This is a genomic window from Vibrio sp. JZG10 (assembly GCF_054064075.1).
In genome coordinates, this window is record NZ_JBSUGE010000003.1 from 292,227 (window position 1) to 311,003 (window position 18,777).

Below are 18,777 nucleotides of genomic sequence, written 5' to 3' on the forward strand. Positions count from 1 at the left end.
TGATTCTTGCAGATTTTTAAAGACGAGCCTCTACCCCTTATATGGTGGGAGCTAAGCGAGTATATATGAGCGTCGATATCGATAAATTTGACGAATCAGTGTTGGGAAGCGATAGCCCTGACCCATTGCGATTTGCCTTTGTTAAGAAACATTCGGCACACGCTGGCGGAGCGAGCGTGCCTGTACCTCCACCTCAGCAACAGGCAATTTTTTCAAGCGTTACCGCTAACTCGGTTAAAGCGACCAATAAACGTTGTCTTTATATTCACGTTCCATTTTGTCGCGTACGTTGCACCTTTTGTAACTTCTTTCAAAATGCTGCGAGCCGCGCACTGGTTGATGAGTACTTTGACGCACTGATGCAGGAGCTCAAGGAGAAAGCTGCATTGCCTTGGACACAAAACGGTATTTTCCATGCTGTGTATATCGGTGGTGGAACGCCAACGGATCTGTCTCCAGCACAGGTTCGCGTGTTAGGTCAGGCGATTCATGAGCACTTTCCTTTGGCTGCGGATTGTGAAATCACCTTAGAAGGTCGCATCAACCGTTTTTCTGATGAGCTATACCAAGGCGCTCTCGACGGTGGATTTAATCGTTTCTCTTTTGGTGTACAAAGTTTTAATACACAAGTGCGTCGCAGCGCGAAACGGTTAGATGATAGAGAAGATGTGCTAAAGCGAGTTAGCGAGATTGCCAACGATGACAAAATTCCTGTCATTATCGATTTACTCTACGGCTTGCCTTATCAAACCAAAGAAGTGTTAGAGCAAGATTTAAATGATTTTCTCTCGACTGGCGCACACGGGTTGGACTTATATCAGTTGGTAGTCGGTGGTTCAGCACCCATGCTTAACCTTGTAGAAAAAGGAAAAATCCCCCCACCAGCTACCACGCCAGAAAAAGCAGGCATGTATGAGCTTGGTGTGAACTTTATGGCCAAACACCATATGAAGCAACTGAGTGTGAACCATTGGGCAATCGATAACCGTGAACGTAGTTTATACAACAGTTTAGCCAAGACATATGCAGAGGTACTGCCAATTGGCTGTGGCGCTGGAGGTAATATCGGTGGTTACGGAATGATGCAACATCGCACATTGGCGACCTATATTAAAGCCATCAAAGAAGGGCAAAGCACCATCGCTATGATGATGAAGCAAAGCCCTCTAGAGCCACTATTTGCTGCACTCAAATCCGGGTTTGATCGCGGTATCGTTCAGGCAAACCAACTGCCATCGTTTATGGGGGAGGACACGTTCGGATTTTTAATACCCCTATTTAAAGTGTGGCAGCAAAAAGGTTTAGTGGAACTGCATGAACGCAGCCTACTTCTTACTCTTGCTGGTAGTTTCTGGGCTGTTTCATTGGCTCAAGGTTGTATTCAGGTACTTACGTCAGAGATGAACGAAACCGTACCGAAAGTATCCAATAATTAATGAAAAAATTGAAAAAAGACGGAAAACATATGGAATCAATCAAACAACAAGTTGAAGCATTACTAGAGCAAGAACCGCAATTATTGCCAGCAGCGATGGCAGAACGTCTCGGTATTTCTGAATTTGAGGTTGTTGCGGCTTTGCCGCAGGAAATGGTGGCCATCGCTCCAGGAGCGCAAGCACAAAGCATTCTAGAAGGTTTGGTTGGTTTCGGCCCGGTGACGACTATTGTTCATTCTTTTGGCTCTATTTTTGAAGTCAAAGCGCCATTCCCAAAGGGAAAAGTGGCGCGTGGCTATTACAATTTAATGGGCAGAGAAGGTGAGCTACACGGTCACTTGAAGCTAGATAATGTTAAAAATGTAGCGTTGGTCAGCAAACCGTTTATGGGTAGAGAGAGTCACTATTTTGGCTTTTTCTCTGAGTGCGGAAGCAATATTTTCAAAGTTTATTTAGGCCGTAACGAAAAGCGCGAGCTACTTGAAGATCAAGTCACCGCATTCCGCGCCTTACAAGCCGAATTGAAAAAGTAATCACAAACATAATCGAGGCTCAACTCGAATACTAATTAGTAAAGTCAGGTATCATTATGGATCAACAAGTTAAACAAGAGCGTTTGCAAGGTCGTTTAGGGCCAGAGATCAAAGAGTTTCGTCAGGAGCGTCGTACGCTTCAGCTTGCAACTGTCGATGCAGAAGGTCGCCCTAATGTAAGTTACGCGCCTTATGTCCAAAATCAGGAAGGCTACTTCGTACTCATTTCTAAAATCGCTCGTCATGCTCGTAACCTTCTAGAAAACCCAAACGTTTCTTTGATGATGATCGAAGATGAAGAATCTTCAAAGCAGTTGTTTGCTCGTAAGCGCTTAACTTTTGATGCTGTGGCAAATGTGGTTGAGCGTGACACGGAGATGTGGCACCAAGTTGTTGGACAAATGAAAGAACGTTTTGGGGAGATAATTGATGGTCTCAGCCAACTAGAGGATTTCGTGTTGTTTAACTTAAAGCCAGAATCGGGACTGTTTGTTAAAGGCTTTGGTCAAGCGTATCAAGTCTCTGGCGACGATTTAGTGGACTTTGTTCACCTTCAAGAAGGTCACAAGAAAATCGAAAGTGCTTGATTGTAAACCGGTCATGTAAATATCGAATATTCGGAATAATGAACGCATAAGGGGAGTTAGGTTATACTGGCTCCCTTTTTATATTGGAACAAAAGCATGAAGCCTGTGAGCAAGGAATTGAGCGAGATTTGCTATCCCTTTATTTACGAGGACAGTCCGGTTTGTGACTTTGAAATCACGGCAGATGAACTTTGTAGTCGTATTGGTTTAGTTCTCGCGATGGATCTGGACGAGTTTAGCCGCGATATACTGACAAGAATGCAGCCTAATGTTTATCACCTAAATGGTTCGGTTCGCGGAAAGCTAGCGATTACAGAAGCGGAAGTTGAAGAGCTAAAGGCAGATTATGACTTGCTTAAGCAACGCATTGATGGTGGATTCAAAGGTTTCGTTCTACCCGGAGGGCACCCTGCATCCAGTCAATTGCATTTGTGCCGTTGCCAAGCTAAAAAAACGGTACGAGCATTAGTTGCGATCGAACATGCAGGTAAGAAGCAACCTGCCCCCATTCTATTTCGTTACGCGAACTTATTGGCGAATGTACTTTATAGCTTGGCTTCTTATATTAATCACATCAATCAAGTCGAAGAGACAGAGTTTGTATCTCGTAGTTACTCGATGCCAAAGAAGTGACCTGAGAAACTAGCAGCTGCAAACATCAAAGCTTCTGCGCGAAAAAATGGCCGCAAAACACCATATTCGACAATTTGCTTCTTGGCTGTTTAGTTTAGAGTTAAGAAGCCATAGCTTTGGCTTCTAGTTCTTTTGCACCGCGCAGCATGGCTTCAATCAGTTCACCAGCATTGAACTTCTCAAGCGCCTCGTGTGCGCCAACTTGGTGAGCTCTGTCTACACAGATTTCGCTCGATAACGATGTATGCAAAATGCGGTATGAGTGATTAAGAGCGGAGTCATTTTGTACTTCGAATGCTAGCTCGTAGCCGTCAAGCCCTGGCATCTCAATATCACTGACCAAAATATCGATTGGTCGATGAGCCTCAGCCTCGCTTTTCATCAGCTCTAATGCGTCTAAACCATTTTTACAAATTTGGTATCCGATATTGATACTATCAAGAGCATCACACAGCTGTTTACGAGCGATGGAAGAGTCATCCACCAAAAGAATGCTTAATGCTTTTAGGCGCTCACGTTCAACATCTGTCAGCATCGGGATCTTTGAGTTTTCGTATTGCGGATAAATTTTGGAAAGTAGCAGTTCTACATCCAGCATCTGAACCGTTTTGTCTTCGTAGCGAGTAATACCTGTTACGAAAATATTTTTCCCAGCGCTCGCTGGTGGGGTTTCAATGGCTTTCCAATCGCATTCAATGATCTTCTCAATACTACGAACCATAAAGGCGACCACGGTTCGCAAACAGTCTGTCACGATCAAGTAGCAATTCTTGTATTCTTCTTCACTGATAGGACGAAAGCCGACAGCCGCTGACATGTCGATCACAGGCACTGTTAAGTTACGTATTGTAACGGTGCCAATGACGTGATGATGCGAGTAAGGGATCTTCGTGGTTGGCATATACGGAACGATTTCACGGACTTTTAGCGTGCCTATCGCGAAACTCTGTTGCAGGGTGAGTTTGAACATCAACATGCCCTGAGATTGATTCGCTTTACTAACGACTTTTGCCATGAAATAACCTTATAAATACCACCGAATTGTGTCTAATCTAATCTTATCAGACGAAGGCTTCAACCATCGGAGAGACAAATGTGAGCTTTTTAGACAATCTCTTAAAGAATAGTGATTAACTGAGCAAAACTTGGTTGTATTTTAATCTTGTTATGCCGAAAGTTTTATAGTCCCATGTATTTGAACCTTGAAGCCGCCTAGGTATAAACAAGAAATGTTTGGCGTGTTAAAAGGGATTGGGTACACTTGCGCGACCAGAATAGTGAGAGATAGATCAATGGCAAATACAGCAGCCGCATTACATATTCTTGTGAAGCACAAAGAGCAAGCAGAAGACATTATCAAGCAACTGAAAAAAGGCGCAAAGTTTCAGACACTAGCGAAGAAGTATTCCACTTGCCCGTCAGGTAAGCGCGGTGGTGATCTTGGTGAGTTCCGCCGTGGTCAAATGGTACCTCAGTTCGACAAAGTGTGCTTTTCTGGCGAGGTTCTGACGCCACATCTAGTCAAAACCAAGTTCGGCTGGCATGTTGTAAAAGTATTGTATCGGTTATGACATAACTCTAGAATCCGCCCTTGTTATTTAGGAGGGCGTTATGCGCACAGCGTATAGTTATGTAAGACTTTCTTCAAAAAAACAAATTCAAGGTTATGGTCAAGAGCGTCAGTGGGAGGCTATACAGGCAGCTGCTCTAGCTCACGGTTGGTCACTTAGTGAAAAGACCTTTTCTGATCTTGGAGTCAGTGGTTGGAAAGGTGCAAATATTGAAACTGGTGCCTTAAGCCAGTTTCTTCAATGTGTCGAAGACGGCTATATTGAGAAAGGCAGCGTTCTGATAGTGGAAAACGTTGACCGTCTTTCCCGTGCTGGTGTCCAGCGTGCGGTCTCACTTCTAATGCAGCTACTTGCTAGTGGTATTAGCATTTATACATTCACCGATAGTAAGTTATACGAACCTGATTCTCATAATCCTCTAATGGATTTAATGGCGTGGGCTTTAAGTGCCCAGCGAGCCTTTGAGGAGTCAGAACGTAAAAGCCAAATGATTCTGAACGCTAAGGCAAAGGCTCGTGAAAAGGCTCGTCTTACTGGAGAAATTATCACGAGACGCTGTCCTAGTTGGTTGCGTGTCAATCAAGATAAAACCGCATTTGAGCTTATTCCTGAACGTGTGGAAACCGTTCGAAAAATATTTGATTTATACGTTAATGGGTATGGCACGCCTAGGATTGGTCGTCTTTTAACAGAGGAAGGCCGGAAGCCTTTAACTGGTAGAGCGTGGTATCCAAGAAGTATATCCAGAATTCTTCAATATCGTGCAGTTCTTGGTGAGTACCAACCAACCTTAAATGGGAAGCCTGAAGGCGAGGCTATAAAAAACTACTACCCTACGATTATTGATGAAGACCAGTTTAATGAAGTACAAGCCGTCTTAAAAGAAGGTGGTGCAGGAAAAGGGCGCAGGGGAAAAGAGATGCGCAATTACTTTGCTGGTCTACTTCGGTGTTCATGCGGTGAAGGTATGCATATTGTGAGCTCATGCGTTAAAGGAAAAAGATATTACCAGCTTCGTTGTCTTCAATATCGCATTAGTTGTTTTGATAGCCCTTGGAACTTCTACAGGCTGTCTTCCTTCGTTCTCTTTGCTTTACGCCGCTTACCTATCCTTGAAGTTATGGGTAGTCAGGACAACAACAATATCAAAGAGTTGAATGCTAAAGAACGAGAACTAACATTCCTTCTAGAAGATACCAGAAGACAATTAGACAATACGATAAATGCCATTGCTGCACTCGGATTAAACGATCAGCTACAAAGTAAATTTCGTGAGCTAAAAACGTCAGTCACGAACATTGAGAAGCAACTTTCTAATGTCAAAACAGAACTAGAGACCTCTCAAGGTAAGTTAGTCATTCAAAAACAAGATTCTGAAATGTTAACTGGCCGTTTTCTAGAGCTCATTGATAGTACTAAAGATATAGATGGTCGAATAAAGCTCAATCAAGTTTTACGACGGTACTTGAGCAAAATAGAAATGCATGCAGATAAGAAAGAAGAGTATCGGTATATAAAGATATATAGAAAGGATGGTGATGAGCTTGTAAGTATTCAATGTGATCATAGTCTCAAAGGTGCACTTTTTGAGAGTAAGGATGGTCTAGAGACTTTTGAATTGCTTCCTGCTACTGACGCCAAAAGAAACGAGATTAGTAATACTCTGTTGTGTACACCTAAGTAACTCTCATTGTACACACGTGTACATCTTTGTTTAAATGAGCCCGTAGGCCTTGTGGCATAAGGCTTACGAGCTCACAACGTTATTTCTAAAAGTCGTAGTTTTCGATTAAGTCAGGTGCTTTAATTCTGTCATTTTTGTCTTGAATACACCCTTCTATAGAACCAACCTGCTCTAGCCACTTATTTCGTTGGGATATAGAGATACCTAGTTGTGAACCTCTAGTTACTTTTCGTAAGCCTTCCCTAAAGATATCCTCTCCGTAAAATGTAATGAGACGACTGAGACTGTTTGAGACATCTTTGATCTGTTGCTGCTCCCACTTTTCATCGTCTAGGTTTGACATATTATCTTTGCCAGTAATTGCATCTGAGAGACGTCTGATCTTAGGAAAACCTTTAGAGTCCCAACAATTGCTCGGTAAGTGATATTTACTCTCCAGACAAAATCTAAGGCGTTCAACAAAGCTCTCTAAATCTACTATTTTCATATAGATGTTATCACCTAGAGCTTCACCACAAGCCTTTAAGTCTCTAGCAATATGCGCAGCTTGACCACGACTACAACCCACGGCCTTTACTACTTGAGATACACTTAGGTCAAATTCTTTATTTACAATTAACTTGCGGAACTTAGCCTGCATAATTTCATCATGAGTAACACCTACACCATGTGACTGATTGGCGTCTTGAGCTGCTGAAAACGCTTCAATGTAAGTACGGTTATATATCACTCGTGAGTTAATCTTTAGTTCAGTATTTGGGTTTTCTGCAAGATACTCCAAGCAAGCTCCAGTACGATGGAAACCATCCACTACATAATACTTATCATCGACCACAAAAACGGTGATAGGCTGCCTTATAGGCTGTCCATTACGAAGGTCTTCAAGAATCTCTTTGCTTTGGCTCTCTTGCTTGATCTCTTGCGCTGAACGTACTCGTTTGTCTTGTATGAGTTCAACGTCACGGGCTTGCATTGCTGGATCTAGTATGAGAGTACGAGGGTCTAAATACTCAAATCTGCTATCTGCCATGAATTGATTCATAGTGGTCTTGGTACCTATATATGATTACTTAGTGATTATTTCTCTGTTCGGTTTGTATCTGAATAAGGGGGGAGGGGCTGGAGTACAACTATTTGATTTCTATTGCTGCGTATCCTTATTTTTATAAACAATGTGTGATTGAATTTTTAGATTTTTGTACAGTTACTAAGTTACGTTCTTTGATAAAGCTCTTTGCACTGTAGACAGGGATACACCTACCTGAGAGGCTATCTTCCGCAAAGATAGTCCCTTAGAACGCAGCTGGTGGATACGTAGGTGGTTTTCACTGTTTGTTGGTCTGCCTTTATATTTACCTGCTGCTTTAGCCTTCTCAATGCCTTCCTGACGTCTTTCTTGAATCATTGCTAACTCAAACTGAGCTACGGCACCCAGCATGTTAAGCATCAGCTCAGACATGTGGTCACAGCCACCAGCTTTGAAGCTTAGGTTCTCTTTATGGAATCTAATGCTAACCCCTTGGCTAGTCCAGTCATTTACTAACTGCTTCAAATCAACCAAGTTACGAGCTAGACGGTCGATACTATGGACATGAATTGTGTCTCCTTCACGTGCATAATCTTTAAGGGCTGCTAAGGCTGGTCTGTTAGTTGACCCTCCACTACATTTATCCACAAAGCTCTTATCGAAGGTGATGCCTGAGTCTGCCAGTTGACGTTCAGTATTCTGCTCAATAGTTGAAACTCGTAGATAAGCTATATGCGCCATTAGGTGTACCCGTTTAACTTTAGATGCGTTAGATTTTATTGTGGTCATAAATCAAAGGCAATCCTATTGGGTACTGTTTGATCAAGGTTTGACCGTAGTCGTTTGGGTATACCTAATGGATACACTGTCTTTTCTCATGTCTGACCAAAATACTGCTAAACTGAATACTTAGAATTATGAAGCGTATGTAGTTTGTTAACGATACTTTTGTCTAGTTAAAATGTCAGGTTAGGTACTAATGTATAGAAGCATCAGATATAGTGAAAGTGACTATTACTTAAATTATCTCAATATATCGGCTCATTATATTCACAGTGGGATGTGCTCCGGAAAGTTCTACAACTATATAAAAAAAACATTTGGAATTAATAAACTTCCATACAACATAAAGTTAATAGATTTAATCAGAGCTAATGATAAAAATTATGAGCTATTTATTGATATTCCTGAAGAATACTTCAATGAGTGGGAAAGTTATCCTCACTTAGGAGGTATTGAAAGTACAGAAGCTACGAAGGCTACAGGGGCTACATACTCCGATATACATATAATTAGCACTGAAGATGAGGGGCTTCCTGACTTACTACATCCGTACGACACAATATTAATTGATAGCTTTGTTGGTAGCCTCAAATCTAGACCATCTAATCCACTAGTAACTAAGAGCCATAGAAATGGTAGGGAGTATAGGCCTTGTGAGTTCTACCTCTCGTATTGGAGAGCCTATATTCTATTTGAGACCGTAAATAATTGTAAATTTATTGAGAGGTACTTGGCTCAAGAAAAAGGTAAGCCATACTTTGAAGCTGAATATCAGAGAGTGAATGATTATTGGGTGTTAAATTATTCAAGCACATTTCAAAGAGTAGCTACTTACAGAGCCTTTGCTTCAAGGTTTGCTCTGTCTAGGGCTGACATACAATGCACTTATGGAGAAGTATCTTCGTTTGTTCTGGAGCACTTACAAGCGACTAGAGACGATTTAGAGTCAGATATGACAATCTTACTAACGCTTTATAAGCACTGGGAAGGTTTGGCAAAAAGTAGTGAGTTAAACAGCTATAATTTTGGATTGAGAGAGTTGAAAAAAGATATCTACTATATGTTTGAGTGGCTTTGCTCTGCTGGTCTATCTGAGCACGATGTGTTTGATAAATGGTCTCATGGTGGGCGTCAGTCTGGATATTTTTCAACACTAAAAGATGTTCTTGACTTTGAAGAAATCAAGTTTAGAGAATCATTTACCAGATATGTTCCAATTTATGTTCAACCAGTAAAAAACAAGTGGCTGAATGAAAAGATAGAGTTAGATGCTTTGTATTTAAAGTTAGAAGGTTTAAACAGCTTTTATCCGTGGATGCGCTCTTTTTATGACCTTCATGAATCAATAAATAATAGGGATAGTATACATTTAGTTCAACCTAGAATAATTGATTGTTTGCTTATTTTTACAATTAGAACAGAGATTATAATCAGAGACCTAATTTACTCTAATTTTTCATATGAAAAGAACAATCTAAAGGATGTACTTTCTGAATTATCAAATCAGGTTGAAACAGAGAGTGACAAAAAAGTACTTTGCAGTGTGACCAATAATGATAAGTGGGCTATGACAAAGCTTAACAGCAAGCCTAACGATATTTTTGAAAGTATTGACCGTTGTTCCGTTGGTAAGGCTTGGTCTCCTTCTATGAAATACTCTTTTGCACAGCTACTTAAATTCGTAACATCTAGAAATTACTTTGCACATCACTCTTATAAAGATGATGAACTCAATTTGTCAGTCAATACTCTTCCTAGAGAAGTTCTTACGTCATGTTTATACTCCGTTCTTTACTTGGCGTCATTGTCCTATGCAGTTGAAAACTAGGACAAGTACTTTGTGATTCCCATCACGAAAATGGTTATGTCTTTAAAGAAACCTAACTAAGGTGCTTTACAGAACGTAGTGATTTCTTACAGGTAAGCTTGAGCTTTTTAAATATTACCTGTTTCTGCATATTGTGAGTAATACATGACAGGCATAAGTTAAAGCCATGTATTACTCATAAATTTCCTCTATTTTCCCTACTGTTAATCAGTACAAAGAGATGCCGCATCAAGTTTGATTTGGCATGAGTAAGGTTTTGGGGAGTCCCAATAGATCTTATCAAATTCTGAGTTGCAACCTGCATCTTTCATTAGTGCTGTATCCCCGTCACATATCAACATAACTGCATTATTACCTTGAAACTCTGAAAGAATTCGATAATTAGAAATGTTTCCATCGATAGCTAACTGTGAGAGTTTGGTGATTTGAGCTGGATTAGCTGACATCGCATTTTCGAATATTTCTTTCTCTGTTAGTCCTGCTGTTTCTCCAAACTTGAGCTCACCGTCAACAGCTTGGGCTACATCTTTTAAAATCGAGGCCATATCAAACATGACTTCTTCAGAATATTGAGATTTGGTGGCGCAAGAAGTCAATGAGAGAAGAAGGGTTATAACGATGATTAGCTTCATAGATTTCCCCAAGCACTAAGCTGTCCGTTTTCATTTCGACCAGTGTCTAAATTCCAATTTTCAAAAAAGCCAGTGTCTTGGTTTTCATAAATGGAAGCTGCCAGCTTTTCCCAAAATATTTGGATTGTCTTAATCGCCTTATCAAAAATTTCATCGTAGTGCTTAATACCATCTGGCGTTTCTAAATCCTGAATATAAGTAGAATCAACTTCGTTTGGAAGTGGGTAAGTTAACCCTAGTTTAGAAGCCACATGCCTCGCCCAAGGAAATAAGCGATGCGACTCCTCTGCATTATCCACAACGGATTGAAATCCTTCGTGCCAGACGTTTACGTCAGGTTCGCATTCTTTAGCATATTCAGGGTAAGTAGCTGAAAGGGCACTAGACCAAATAGTACGAATAACTGGATCTATTAGGTTGTTGTTAATCTGGTCCACACAACTGCCGATGTTTTCTCTGACTCTATCTGCAAGGCCAATACTTCCGAGTTGCATCCTGGATGGCCAAATATAAGCATCTTGGTGCATTTCGCAAATTCTGTGGTGCTGGGCGTTTTCTGCGTAAGGGCCCACTTTTAATTCAACAACAGGATGAAGAGTAATATCGGTTGCTACATGTGCTACAAAGCCACATAACCATGAGAAGGTTTTTTCAAAGTGTTCGTTATCTGCGGCTTTTACATGCTGAATAAGAGCATCAATTAGCTTACCAACGTGGTTGTAATGCATTTTATCTGCCCATTTATTTTGCGCAGAATTCATTAGAGCAAGGTAAGGATAGTCGGGGCTCACACAACCGAGCTCTAAATACCGTTTATTTTGAGCTAAAGCCTTTTTTGCTTCTTGAGGTATGTTTAACTTCATCAATGCATTATTAGCAGAAGCTTCATTTACCGCTGTGATATGTGCGAAAGCACCAGGCATAGTAACCTCCATGTACAGTTTAAATGCATGGAGTTTACTATGCAGACAATATGTTCGTTGCGACTCGAGTCTTATAAAAAATAAATGTTTATGTGTTGGATATCGAGCGAGGCATTTGCAAATTATCGCCTTAGGACGTGCGTTATCTATTTTAATGAAATTCGATAATGGCACTTCAAAAAATTCATGAAATCGTGTTATTTGATATAGGAGTCCAACACTTTCAGTACAACTTCCATATCAGCTTCACGTTTTTCTAATTCTTCCTCCAATACGACGTGTTCGATCAGATGGCCTTTGATCACCTCTTTCATTAAGCCATTTACAGCCCCTCGAATTGCAGCGATTTGTTGCAACACATCTTGGCACTCATGTTCTTCTTCCAGCATTTTTTTGAGACCATTCACCTGACCCTGTATTTTGCTGACACGGGTATTGAGCTTCTTTTGATCTCTGGTTGTATGGGACATGACTTATCTTCTTTAAGTTACTGACTGCGAGATTCTAACTGATAATGTAGCACTTATCTTATACTGGGGGGTAGTATTTAATACTAGGGGGGGAGTATAGTTTGGGGCAACTTTAGAAGAGCATATTGAGAATAACAATGGATTTTGTCGCATTATTACAACAAGGTAATGGATGGTTTTTTATACCCAGCGCCATTTTATTAGGAGCGTTACATGGATTAGAGCCAGGACATTCAAAAACGATGATGGCGGCGTTTATTGTGGCCGTAAAAGGAACAGTGAAGCAGGCGGTGATGTTGGGGTTGGCTGCAACGCTTTCCCATACGGCGATCGTATGGATAATTGCTGCGGGTGGGATGTATATAAGTCAAAGATTTACTGCAGAAGCTGCGGAGCCATGGATGCAGCTTATCTCTGGGGTAATTATCGTTTCGACGGGTTTATGGATGTTCTGGAGAACGTGGAGCGATGAGCGAGCTTGGCACAAAGCTCATAAGCAAGCTCGAGACTGGAGAACGCAAGTTGTCGATACTGGTCATGGGCATCTATCGCTTTCTATCGTAGAAGAAGGGCATCACTGCCGTTTTCAGTTACGCACACTTAACGGTAAGCCTTTAACGGCTGAAAACGTTAAACTAGTGCTACCTAACGCAATCAGGCAGCCTTCTGATATTTATCACTTTACTGAGCGCGATGGCTATTTGGAATCCGCCTCCTGTATTGAAGCCTCTGATGATTTTTTCGTCACGTTGATGGTCGGGCACCATGATCACACCCACGATTTCGAGGTGCATTTTCATGCGGATTCCCACTCGGAAGGTGAGAATAAAGAGTACCAAGACGCTCATGAGCGTGCTCACGCTCTAGATATTCAAAAGCGCTTTGGCGATCGAGATGTTACCAATGGACAAATACTTCTGTTTGGTTTGACGGGTGGGTTAATACCATGCCCGGCGGCGGTCACTGTTTTACTCATTTGTTTGCAACTTAAGGCCATGACACTTGGTGCAACCTTGGTGGTGTCGTTCAGTATTGGTCTAGCGTTAACTTTAGTTGCGGTTGGTGTTGTCGCGGCAGTGGGCGTTCAAAAAGCAACATCGAAGTGGAGTGGTTTGAACGATGTGGCTCGTCGTGCACCTTATCTATCGGGGATCTTGATTAGTGCCGTTGGTATGTATATGGGCATGCACGGGTTTACGACGTTAATGAGCTAAGCTCTGTTGTAATTATTACGTCGCTTTTTGTTTATTAAAGGTAGCTCTTTCATGTTGTGGATGATTACTAAGTACGCGTTAACCGCAGGAATAGTGGTGCTGATATCTGAAGTTGCCAAGAGAAGTGATAAAGCGGGAGCGCTGATTGCCGCGCTCCCGACGGTCACTATTTTAGCTTTGATTTGGATGTATATTGAAGGTCAAGGTCAGGAAAAGCTCGCGAACCACGCGTTTTATACTTTTTGGTATGTACTGCCTACATTGCCGATGTTTCTAGTTTTTCCTTTCTTACTGAGCCGATATTCGTTTTGGTTCTCTTTGGGAATTTGCGCCATTATTTCAATCGTTTGTTTCTTCATTGTGACCATCGTTATCAAAGAGTTTGGAATAGAATTAACTTAATTGAGCAAAGGAGAATTGTAAGAATATAGGTCGAAGCGCTCGCTTATTTATATTTTCAAGGCTCTAACTAGAACTCTTTCTTTAACGCTCGATGCTAGTGTGGCCGCTTACTTTAAGTTAGCGATTGCTCTCTTGTCTTTCAGCCAAACCTCGTAGAAATGTGACGTTTTGAAGACTTTTCTTCCTTCATTCTAAAGTTATCGGTAATCAGGCAGATACAGTGGCTACAAAGTTACGTCTAGCTTTGCCAGACAGGCTAAAAATATAGTTTGTGTTGGTTATAAGAGGCGAAAGGCTTAACGCTCTGTCGTGAGCATCACATTGAATTGTACCGAGACAATTAAAATGAAAAGAATCATCATATTAGCCGTTTGCGCCATGTTTGGTATTGCTGTCGTAGCAAGTATGGCATCAACGTACCTAATTTCGAGTCAGAAAATCGATGACATCATCTTAAACAAATCCCAAGTTCAAGCTGAGTTTTTAGCAGGAAATGCAAGTTATATTTTGGAGAACTCAGCCAACCCAATGCAAGACTTACAATCGCTCGTTGAGGGTTTGAAACAACGTTCAGACGTAAGCTATGCAGTCGTAATTGATCGCAATGTGACGGCGGTTGCTCACAGTGATAAGCAAAAGCTAAATAAAACCTACAATGATAACTACACCGTTGAAGGTGCAACCAAGGGTGTACAACAGTATTCAAAGTGGTATGCCGATGTCCAGAAAGTGTGGGTGTTTGATATCATGGCGCCGATCTACGTGAATGGTCAGTTGTACGGAACGTTTGATATTGGTATTCCTATTACAGAAGTAAGCCAAGCGACGAATGGAATTATTACTTCCCAACTGATTTCCATGGTGGTGATCTTCGTTCTGTGTGTTTTGGCTCTATCGCTTCTACTCAACAAGCTGATGCGACCGCTCTCTGCGCTTAAGGAGGCGTTGCAAGACATCTCGAAAGGTGACGGAGACTTAACGGTTCGTTTGCCAGCAAAAGGTAATGACGAAGTCGCACAAATTTCTTCGGCGTTCAACGTGTTTGTTAGCAAGGTACATGAAATCATTACACAAGTTGTAAATACTGGTGTAGAGCTGAATGGTTCTGCTGTTGCGCTGCGTGGACAATCTCAACAAGCGCTCGCAAGAGGGCAGGAGCAGAATGAGCAAACCATGTTGGTTGTCACGTCTATGAACGAAATGATCGCGACCGTCAACGAAATCGCGTCAAATGCTGCTGGTGCAGCAAGTGCTGCGAGCACGGCAAGTAATGAGACTCAAGATGGCTACAAGACGCTAGAACGCACCAAGACGGCGATGACGAATCTTGAAAACGAGATGAACAGTACTTCCAATATTATCGTAAGTCTTGCGGACAACACTCAGTCGATTGGTAGTATTCTCGAAGTCATTAGAGGGATCTCTGAGCAAACGAACCTATTGGCGTTAAATGCCGCTATTGAAGCAGCGCGCGCCGGTGATGCCGGACGAGGTTTCGCCGTAGTGGCAGACGAGGTCCGTAATCTTGCCACTAAAACGGCTCAATCCACTGATGAAATTGACAATATGATCCATCAGTTGCAAACCGAAGCCCAAAGTGCGGTTAATTCAATGAGTAATAGTAGAACCCTTATTGAAGAAGGCACTGCAGAAACGGAGCTGGCTCGACAAGCACTAGAGGCAATTGCTGATCAAGTTACTACTATTTTGGATATCAATACTCAAGTGGCAACGGCAACAGAACAGCAATCGACGGTAGCAAATGAAATTAACATGAATATGGATACCGTCAGTCACTCCGTGAAAAACGCGCTAACGGCGAGTGAGCAATTGGAAGAATCAAGTCAACAACTTGCGGAATTATCGAGAACTCTCGATCGCCACGTAGGAGCGTTTAGAATTTAAACGCCAACGGAAATCCTTTTGCAAAAGCCAGTAAATCTCGATTGCTGGCTTTTTTATTTGAGAAAATCGAATGTCGATTTGCTCTACTATGCCAGTTTTTATAGTTATTGGGATAAATGATTAGTGCTTAACTAGGCGTTAAGCTTCGCGTGTTGTTTTAAGTGCTCAACAAACATAGAGATTTTCTTGGCTAAGTGCTTTCTAGAAGAGTAAAACGCATAAAGCACTAAATCTTCAGGGTCGTATTCTAGAGGGATGACTTCAAGCTTGCCGCTCTCGATCTCATCTTTGCATGATTCTATTGGAAGTATTGCGTATCCAAGCCCTGATAACGCGCCAGATTTAGCGAGATGGCCACTGTTTACTTTGAACGAGGATTGTACTGTTTGCGTAATATGACCTCCGTCGGGGTTTTTAAACACCCAGGGAGCGCCATTTACTGCAGTAAGTGTCGTGATACAGGGAACATGATTTAAATCCGTAATTTTGTAAGGGCTGGCGTACTTATTAAGCAGTTGAGGCGCAGCCAAAATAGCACTGGGCCAGCGTTTGATTTCCCTTGCCACCCAATTGCTGTCAGACAAAGTCCCTCTATGAAAACTTAAAATGACATCAAAGCTATCAATAACATCATCTTTAGGGTTTAGCGTTGTATCGCAAGACAAAGAGATTGACGGGTATTGCGTGCAAAAGGTGACAACCGCTTTGGCCAGTACAGGTGTGTCTGGCATAAGAATACGTAGCTCTCCTGTTACAGTGTGCGAGTGGCGAGTCACGGTTTCTAGCGCGTTGTTGAGTTGTTCTAATAATGGACGAGTGCTGCTATAGAGCTCTTCTCCAGCCTCGGTAGGCGTCATTCGCCTTGTCGTTCTATTGAACAACCTGATGTTTAACTTTTCTTCAAGCAGGGCAATATGTCGGCTGACATTCGACGTTGGTATATTCAAACACTCAGCGGCTCGCTTAAAGCTGTTGTTCTCATAAACACAGTGAAAACTTTTTAACCAGATTTGGTCGACGTTATCAAACATTCTATTGTCCCACTTTATTGGATTATCAAGCCAGCATATTGCACTTTATCCTCAGACTGAGTTGCATACAATTTTATTTAAAAGTCAGAGCGGGCAAACGATGCAGATGTCCCGCTACGAGGTGATAAATAATGAGGTACTCATGAGTTGGCTAGAAAGGTTATTTGAGAATAAGAATATAATAGGTTCGCGCAAAGCGTCTATTCCTGAGGGCGTTTGGACAAAATGCCCCGAATGTGAACAAATACTTTATCGCGCGGCATTAAAAGAGAATTTGGAAGTATGTCCTAGGTGCTCTCATCACATGAGAATGGCTGCACGTCAAAGGTTGAACACTTTTCTGGATCATGGAACACAGCAAGAGTTGGCAAGTGAGTTGGAACCGCAGGATATTTTGGGTTTTAAAGACTTAAAGCGATATAAAGAGCGAATTGCCATCGCGCAGAAAACGACTGGAGAAAAAGATGCCTTGGTTGTGATGCAGGGGAAGTTACTAGGCTTGCCTGTTGTAGCTTGTGCGTTTGAATTCTCTTTCATGGCTGGCTCGATGGGGGCGGTGGTTGGCGAGAAATTTGTCCGCGCCGTTGAAACTGCGATTAATACAAAATCTGGGCTAGTGTGTTTTTCTGCTTGCGGAGGGGCGCGCATGCAAGAGTCTCTGGTAGCACTAATGCAAATGTCAAAAACCAGCGCCGCGTTAAACCACTTATCTGAGCACAGATTACCCTATATCTCAGTATTGACGGACCAAACTTATGGTGGCGTCTCGGCGAGTTTAGCCATGTTGGGAGACATCAATATTGGTGAGCCTAAAGCAAGCATCGGCTTTGCGGGAAGGCGTGTTATTGAACAAACGGTACGTGAAAAGCTACCAGACGAGTTTCAAAGAAGTGAGTTTTTATTGGCACATGGTGCATTAGATATGATTGTAGACAGACGTGAAATGCGTGATCGCGTTGGCGGCTTATTGGCTAAGTTAACCAACGCGAGGGTGGTCTCAGAATAGGTTGTATTAAAGTTAGACTTAGTACTTGCGTTTATTGAGCCGTAATCATTACAAACCGTTCATTTTGGCCCCATCTTGGTTCCGCATTCATTAGGCTGAGATCCAACGCCGTTTGGTATGGGTCAACAGCAAAATGGTCGCTTACTAAACCCCAGAGCATCCAGTTGATTGCGGTTTCATTCTCGGTAAGCTCTTCGAGTGGCGCTTGGAGGAAAAAGTACTCATCTTCGCCATCGTAACCGAGCCGATCATAGATAATGTTGCGTAGCTCTCGATCCAAGTCATGTTGGAGGTTGATTGAGTCGCACAGTTGCTCTTCTGTTGGGCTATTCTCATGGTGATAAACATTGCGTTTTGACTCTTTGCGTAAAGTACCTGCGCCAGTTTCAATGCTTACTTTCTTTTGCGAGTGTTGCTCAAGAACTTGAATGATTTCATCCTCTAGCTGATCGAGTTTACTCAGCAAAACTTGATTGTTTATGTCACCAGCGGGGGAGGCCATCGTTTGGAAGGCTTTCACTCTCTCGTAGACTGCTTTCCCGTGAGGAAGCGCTGCAAAGCACTGTTCTCGGAGCGCGTCATTGGCTTGCCAAATGCCCGAGTAGAGCTCGTAATCATGTGTATATGGTGGAAGATCTTCAGTATCTTCCCCTAATAATTCTCGCCAGCGCTTTTGCCACTGTTCTTCTTTTGCGTGTTTTACACGCGCGTATTGCTTAACCCAGCGGTTACGAAGTTTTACCCCAAAAATGGCAAGTCCCCATGGAGCGAGCAAATAAAAATAATAGTGAGAAGAGTTATCCCAAAAGTAACCGTAAACGTAAACACCAAAAGCAAGCACCCAAGTTCCAATAGTACAAGCAATAACCCCAGACATTATTGATGATTGGCGCTTTGTTTCTCTTAATGTATTACCTTCAGCACATAACCAAAAAATGCCGCCAAAAACAAAGGCAAACGTTGTCATGAAGTAGGCAAGCGCCGCTCCCAAAAATCCCCAAAGTGACATGTATTATCCCTAGCCAAATATCTGCTTATTCACTCATCAATGATTCGAGGAGTAAATGTGTTTGATTTGGCGGAGAATTTACCATTAATGCCAACCTTTTGAT

19 protein-coding genes are annotated in these 18,777 nt (G+C 42.1%); 11 read left to right on the forward strand and 8 right to left on the reverse strand.

The window, feature by feature from the left end:
* Positions 1 to 65 precede the first annotated feature (65 nt).
* The 4 genes from hutW (at position 66) to ACWYVB_RS06190 (ending at position 3,189) form a co-directional block, all read left to right on the forward strand.
* Positions 66 to 1,436 (forward strand): heme anaerobic degradation radical SAM methyltransferase ChuW/HutW, encoded by a 1,371-nt coding sequence (gene hutW, locus ACWYVB_RS06175; RefSeq protein ID WP_258615147.1) that lies wholly within the window; start codon positions 66 to 68, stop codon positions 1,434 to 1,436.
* A 29-nt stretch (positions 1,437 to 1,465) separates the two neighbouring features.
* A complete protein-coding gene (hutX, locus tag ACWYVB_RS06180) occupies positions 1,466 to 1,969 on the forward strand; it encodes a heme utilization cystosolic carrier protein HutX (protein WP_047008487.1) in 504 nt (167 codons plus the stop codon).
* A 56-nt stretch (positions 1,970 to 2,025) separates the two neighbouring features.
* On the forward strand, positions 2,026 to 2,556 hold the full coding sequence (gene hutZ, locus ACWYVB_RS06185; RefSeq protein ID WP_006742192.1) for a heme utilization protein HutZ: 531 nt from the start codon (positions 2,026 to 2,028) through the stop codon (positions 2,554 to 2,556).
* A gap of 96 nt (positions 2,557 to 2,652) precedes the next feature.
* Positions 2,653 to 3,189, forward strand: a complete 537-nt coding sequence (locus ACWYVB_RS06190) for an ATP:cob(I)alamin adenosyltransferase (protein ID WP_074189872.1) — start codon at positions 2,653 to 2,655, stop codon at positions 3,187 to 3,189.
* Between the two features lie 100 nt (positions 3,190 to 3,289).
* Here ACWYVB_RS06190 and ACWYVB_RS06195 read toward each other — a convergent pair whose 3' ends face one another.
* Positions 3,290 to 4,204 carry a chemotaxis protein gene (locus ACWYVB_RS06195; RefSeq protein WP_005392519.1) on the reverse strand — a complete coding sequence of 305 codons (915 nt, stop codon included), beginning with the start codon at positions 4,202 to 4,204 and terminating at the stop codon, positions 3,290 to 3,292.
* Between the two features lie 214 nt (positions 4,205 to 4,418).
* Between ACWYVB_RS06195 and ppiC the strand changes: the two genes are divergently transcribed.
* Together ppiC and ACWYVB_RS06205 are read left to right on the forward strand one after the other, a co-directional pair.
* Complete coding sequence (ppiC, locus tag ACWYVB_RS06200) at positions 4,419 to 4,760, forward strand: peptidylprolyl isomerase PpiC (RefSeq protein WP_256894035.1); 342 nt, start codon at positions 4,419 to 4,421, stop codon at positions 4,758 to 4,760.
* Positions 4,761 to 4,800: 40 nt separating this feature from the next.
* The gene (locus ACWYVB_RS06205) at positions 4,801 to 6,444 is read left to right on the forward strand and encodes a recombinase family protein (RefSeq protein ID WP_258615149.1); all 1,644 of its coding nucleotides are present in this window, start codon (positions 4,801 to 4,803) and stop codon (positions 6,442 to 6,444) included.
* 85 nt (positions 6,445 to 6,529) lie between these two features.
* On the opposite strand, the gene ACWYVB_RS06210 is transcribed toward ACWYVB_RS06205, so the two are convergent.
* Both ACWYVB_RS06210 and ACWYVB_RS06215 read right to left on the reverse strand, forming a co-directional pair.
* Positions 6,530 to 7,474 (reverse strand): hypothetical protein, encoded by a 945-nt coding sequence (locus tag ACWYVB_RS06210; protein ID WP_258615151.1) that lies wholly within the window; start codon positions 7,472 to 7,474, stop codon positions 6,530 to 6,532.
* A gap of 177 nt (positions 7,475 to 7,651) precedes the next feature.
* Positions 7,652 to 8,212 carry a recombinase family protein gene (locus tag ACWYVB_RS06215; protein WP_025533367.1) on the reverse strand — a complete coding sequence of 187 codons (561 nt, stop codon included), beginning with the start codon at positions 8,210 to 8,212 and terminating at the stop codon, positions 7,652 to 7,654.
* A 238-nt stretch (positions 8,213 to 8,450) separates the two neighbouring features.
* Between ACWYVB_RS06215 and ACWYVB_RS06220 the strand changes: the two genes are divergently transcribed.
* Positions 8,451 to 10,082: a hypothetical protein gene (locus ACWYVB_RS06220; RefSeq protein ID WP_258615155.1), complete on the forward strand. Its 1,632-nt coding sequence runs from the start codon at positions 8,451 to 8,453 to the stop codon at positions 10,080 to 10,082.
* A 203-nt stretch (positions 10,083 to 10,285) separates the two neighbouring features.
* On the opposite strand, the gene ACWYVB_RS06225 is transcribed toward ACWYVB_RS06220, so the two are convergent.
* The 3 genes from ACWYVB_RS06225 to rcnR all read right to left on the reverse strand — a co-directional run bounded on the left by ACWYVB_RS06225 (position 10,286) and on the right by rcnR (position 12,107).
* On the reverse strand, positions 10,286 to 10,714 hold the full coding sequence (locus ACWYVB_RS06225) for a hypothetical protein (protein ID WP_457528376.1): 429 nt from the start codon (positions 10,712 to 10,714) through the stop codon (positions 10,286 to 10,288).
* The gene (locus ACWYVB_RS06230) at positions 10,711 to 11,637 is read right to left on the reverse strand and encodes a zinc dependent phospholipase C family protein (RefSeq protein WP_074189875.1); all 927 of its coding nucleotides are present in this window, start codon (positions 11,635 to 11,637) and stop codon (positions 10,711 to 10,713) included. The genes ACWYVB_RS06225 and ACWYVB_RS06230 overlap by 4 nt, the downstream gene beginning before the upstream one ends.
* 197 nt (positions 11,638 to 11,834) lie before the next feature.
* Positions 11,835 to 12,107 (reverse strand): Ni(II)/Co(II)-binding transcriptional repressor RcnR, encoded by a 273-nt coding sequence (rcnR, locus tag ACWYVB_RS06235; protein WP_046873754.1) that lies wholly within the window; start codon positions 12,105 to 12,107, stop codon positions 11,835 to 11,837.
* 137 nt (positions 12,108 to 12,244) lie between these two features.
* Here rcnR and ACWYVB_RS06240 point away from each other — a divergent pair, with 137 nt between their 5' ends.
* The 3 genes from ACWYVB_RS06240 (at position 12,245) to ACWYVB_RS06250 (ending at position 15,628) form a co-directional block, all read left to right on the forward strand.
* Complete coding sequence (locus ACWYVB_RS06240) at positions 12,245 to 13,321, forward strand: nickel/cobalt efflux protein RcnA (RefSeq protein WP_457528378.1); 1,077 nt, start codon at positions 12,245 to 12,247, stop codon at positions 13,319 to 13,321.
* Between the two features lie 51 nt (positions 13,322 to 13,372).
* Positions 13,373 to 13,723, forward strand: coding sequence for a DUF3147 family protein (locus ACWYVB_RS06245; RefSeq protein ID WP_005392525.1), 351 nt, complete (start codon positions 13,373 to 13,375; stop codon positions 13,721 to 13,723).
* A 345-nt stretch (positions 13,724 to 14,068) separates the two neighbouring features.
* Entirely contained in the window at positions 14,069 to 15,628 is a 1,560-nt protein-coding gene (locus ACWYVB_RS06250; RefSeq protein ID WP_074189876.1) for a methyl-accepting chemotaxis protein, read from the forward strand.
* A gap of 131 nt (positions 15,629 to 15,759) precedes the next feature.
* On the opposite strand, the gene ACWYVB_RS06255 is transcribed toward ACWYVB_RS06250, so the two are convergent.
* Entirely contained in the window at positions 15,760 to 16,659 is a 900-nt protein-coding gene (locus ACWYVB_RS06255) for a LysR family transcriptional regulator (RefSeq protein WP_258615161.1), read from the reverse strand.
* Positions 16,660 to 16,801: 142 nt separating this feature from the next.
* Between ACWYVB_RS06255 and accD the strand changes: the two genes are divergently transcribed.
* Entirely contained in the window at positions 16,802 to 17,665 is an 864-nt protein-coding gene (accD, locus tag ACWYVB_RS06260) for an acetyl-CoA carboxylase, carboxyltransferase subunit beta (protein ID WP_047008421.1), read from the forward strand.
* Between the two features lie 31 nt (positions 17,666 to 17,696).
* Here the strand turns inward: accD and ACWYVB_RS06265 are convergent, their stop codons facing one another.
* Positions 17,697 to 18,674, reverse strand: coding sequence for a hypothetical protein (locus tag ACWYVB_RS06265; RefSeq protein WP_395217920.1), 978 nt, complete (start codon positions 18,672 to 18,674; stop codon positions 17,697 to 17,699).
* Positions 18,675 to 18,777 lie beyond the last annotated feature (103 nt).

Excerpts from the sequence above, each read along its gene's own strand:
- hutW (WP_258615147.1), top strand. The coding sequence starts at position 66 with ATGAGCGTCGATATCGATAAATTTGACGAATCAGTGTTGGGAAGCGAT.
- hutX (WP_047008487.1), top strand. The coding sequence starts at position 1,466 with ATGGAATCAATCAAACAACAAGTTGAAGCATTACTAGAGCAAGAACCG.
- hutZ (WP_006742192.1), top strand. The coding sequence starts at position 2,026 with ATGGATCAACAAGTTAAACAAGAGCGTTTGCAAGGTCGTTTAGGGCCA.
- ACWYVB_RS06190 (WP_074189872.1), top strand. The coding sequence starts at position 2,653 with ATGAAGCCTGTGAGCAAGGAATTGAGCGAGATTTGCTATCCCTTTATT.
- ACWYVB_RS06195 (WP_005392519.1), bottom strand. The coding sequence starts at position 4,204 with ATGGCAAAAGTCGTTAGTAAAGCGAATCAATCTCAGGGCATGTTGATG.
- ppiC (WP_256894035.1), top strand. The coding sequence starts at position 4,419 with ATGTTTGGCGTGTTAAAAGGGATTGGGTACACTTGCGCGACCAGAATA.
- ACWYVB_RS06205 (WP_258615149.1), top strand. The coding sequence starts at position 4,801 with ATGCGCACAGCGTATAGTTATGTAAGACTTTCTTCAAAAAAACAAATT.
- ACWYVB_RS06210 (WP_258615151.1), bottom strand. The coding sequence starts at position 7,474 with ATGGCAGATAGCAGATTTGAGTATTTAGACCCTCGTACTCTCATACTA.
- ACWYVB_RS06215 (WP_025533367.1), bottom strand. The coding sequence starts at position 8,212 with ATGGCGCATATAGCTTATCTACGAGTTTCAACTATTGAGCAGAATACT.
- ACWYVB_RS06220 (WP_258615155.1), top strand. The coding sequence starts at position 8,451 with ATGTATAGAAGCATCAGATATAGTGAAAGTGACTATTACTTAAATTAT.
- ACWYVB_RS06225 (WP_457528376.1), bottom strand. The coding sequence starts at position 10,714 with ATGAAGCTAATCATCGTTATAACCCTTCTTCTCTCATTGACTTCTTGC.
- ACWYVB_RS06230 (WP_074189875.1), bottom strand. The coding sequence starts at position 11,637 with ATGCCTGGTGCTTTCGCACATATCACAGCGGTAAATGAAGCTTCTGCT.
- rcnR (WP_046873754.1), bottom strand. The coding sequence starts at position 12,107 with ATGTCCCATACAACCAGAGATCAAAAGAAGCTCAATACCCGTGTCAGC.
- ACWYVB_RS06240 (WP_457528378.1), top strand. The coding sequence starts at position 12,245 with ATGGATTTTGTCGCATTATTACAACAAGGTAATGGATGGTTTTTTATA.
- ACWYVB_RS06245 (WP_005392525.1), top strand. The coding sequence starts at position 13,373 with ATGTTGTGGATGATTACTAAGTACGCGTTAACCGCAGGAATAGTGGTG.
- ACWYVB_RS06250 (WP_074189876.1), top strand. The coding sequence starts at position 14,069 with ATGAAAAGAATCATCATATTAGCCGTTTGCGCCATGTTTGGTATTGCT.
- ACWYVB_RS06255 (WP_258615161.1), bottom strand. The coding sequence starts at position 16,659 with ATGTTTGATAACGTCGACCAAATCTGGTTAAAAAGTTTTCACTGTGTT.
- accD (WP_047008421.1), top strand. The coding sequence starts at position 16,802 with ATGAGTTGGCTAGAAAGGTTATTTGAGAATAAGAATATAATAGGTTCG.
- ACWYVB_RS06265 (WP_395217920.1), bottom strand. The coding sequence starts at position 18,674 with ATGTCACTTTGGGGATTTTTGGGAGCGGCGCTTGCCTACTTCATGACA.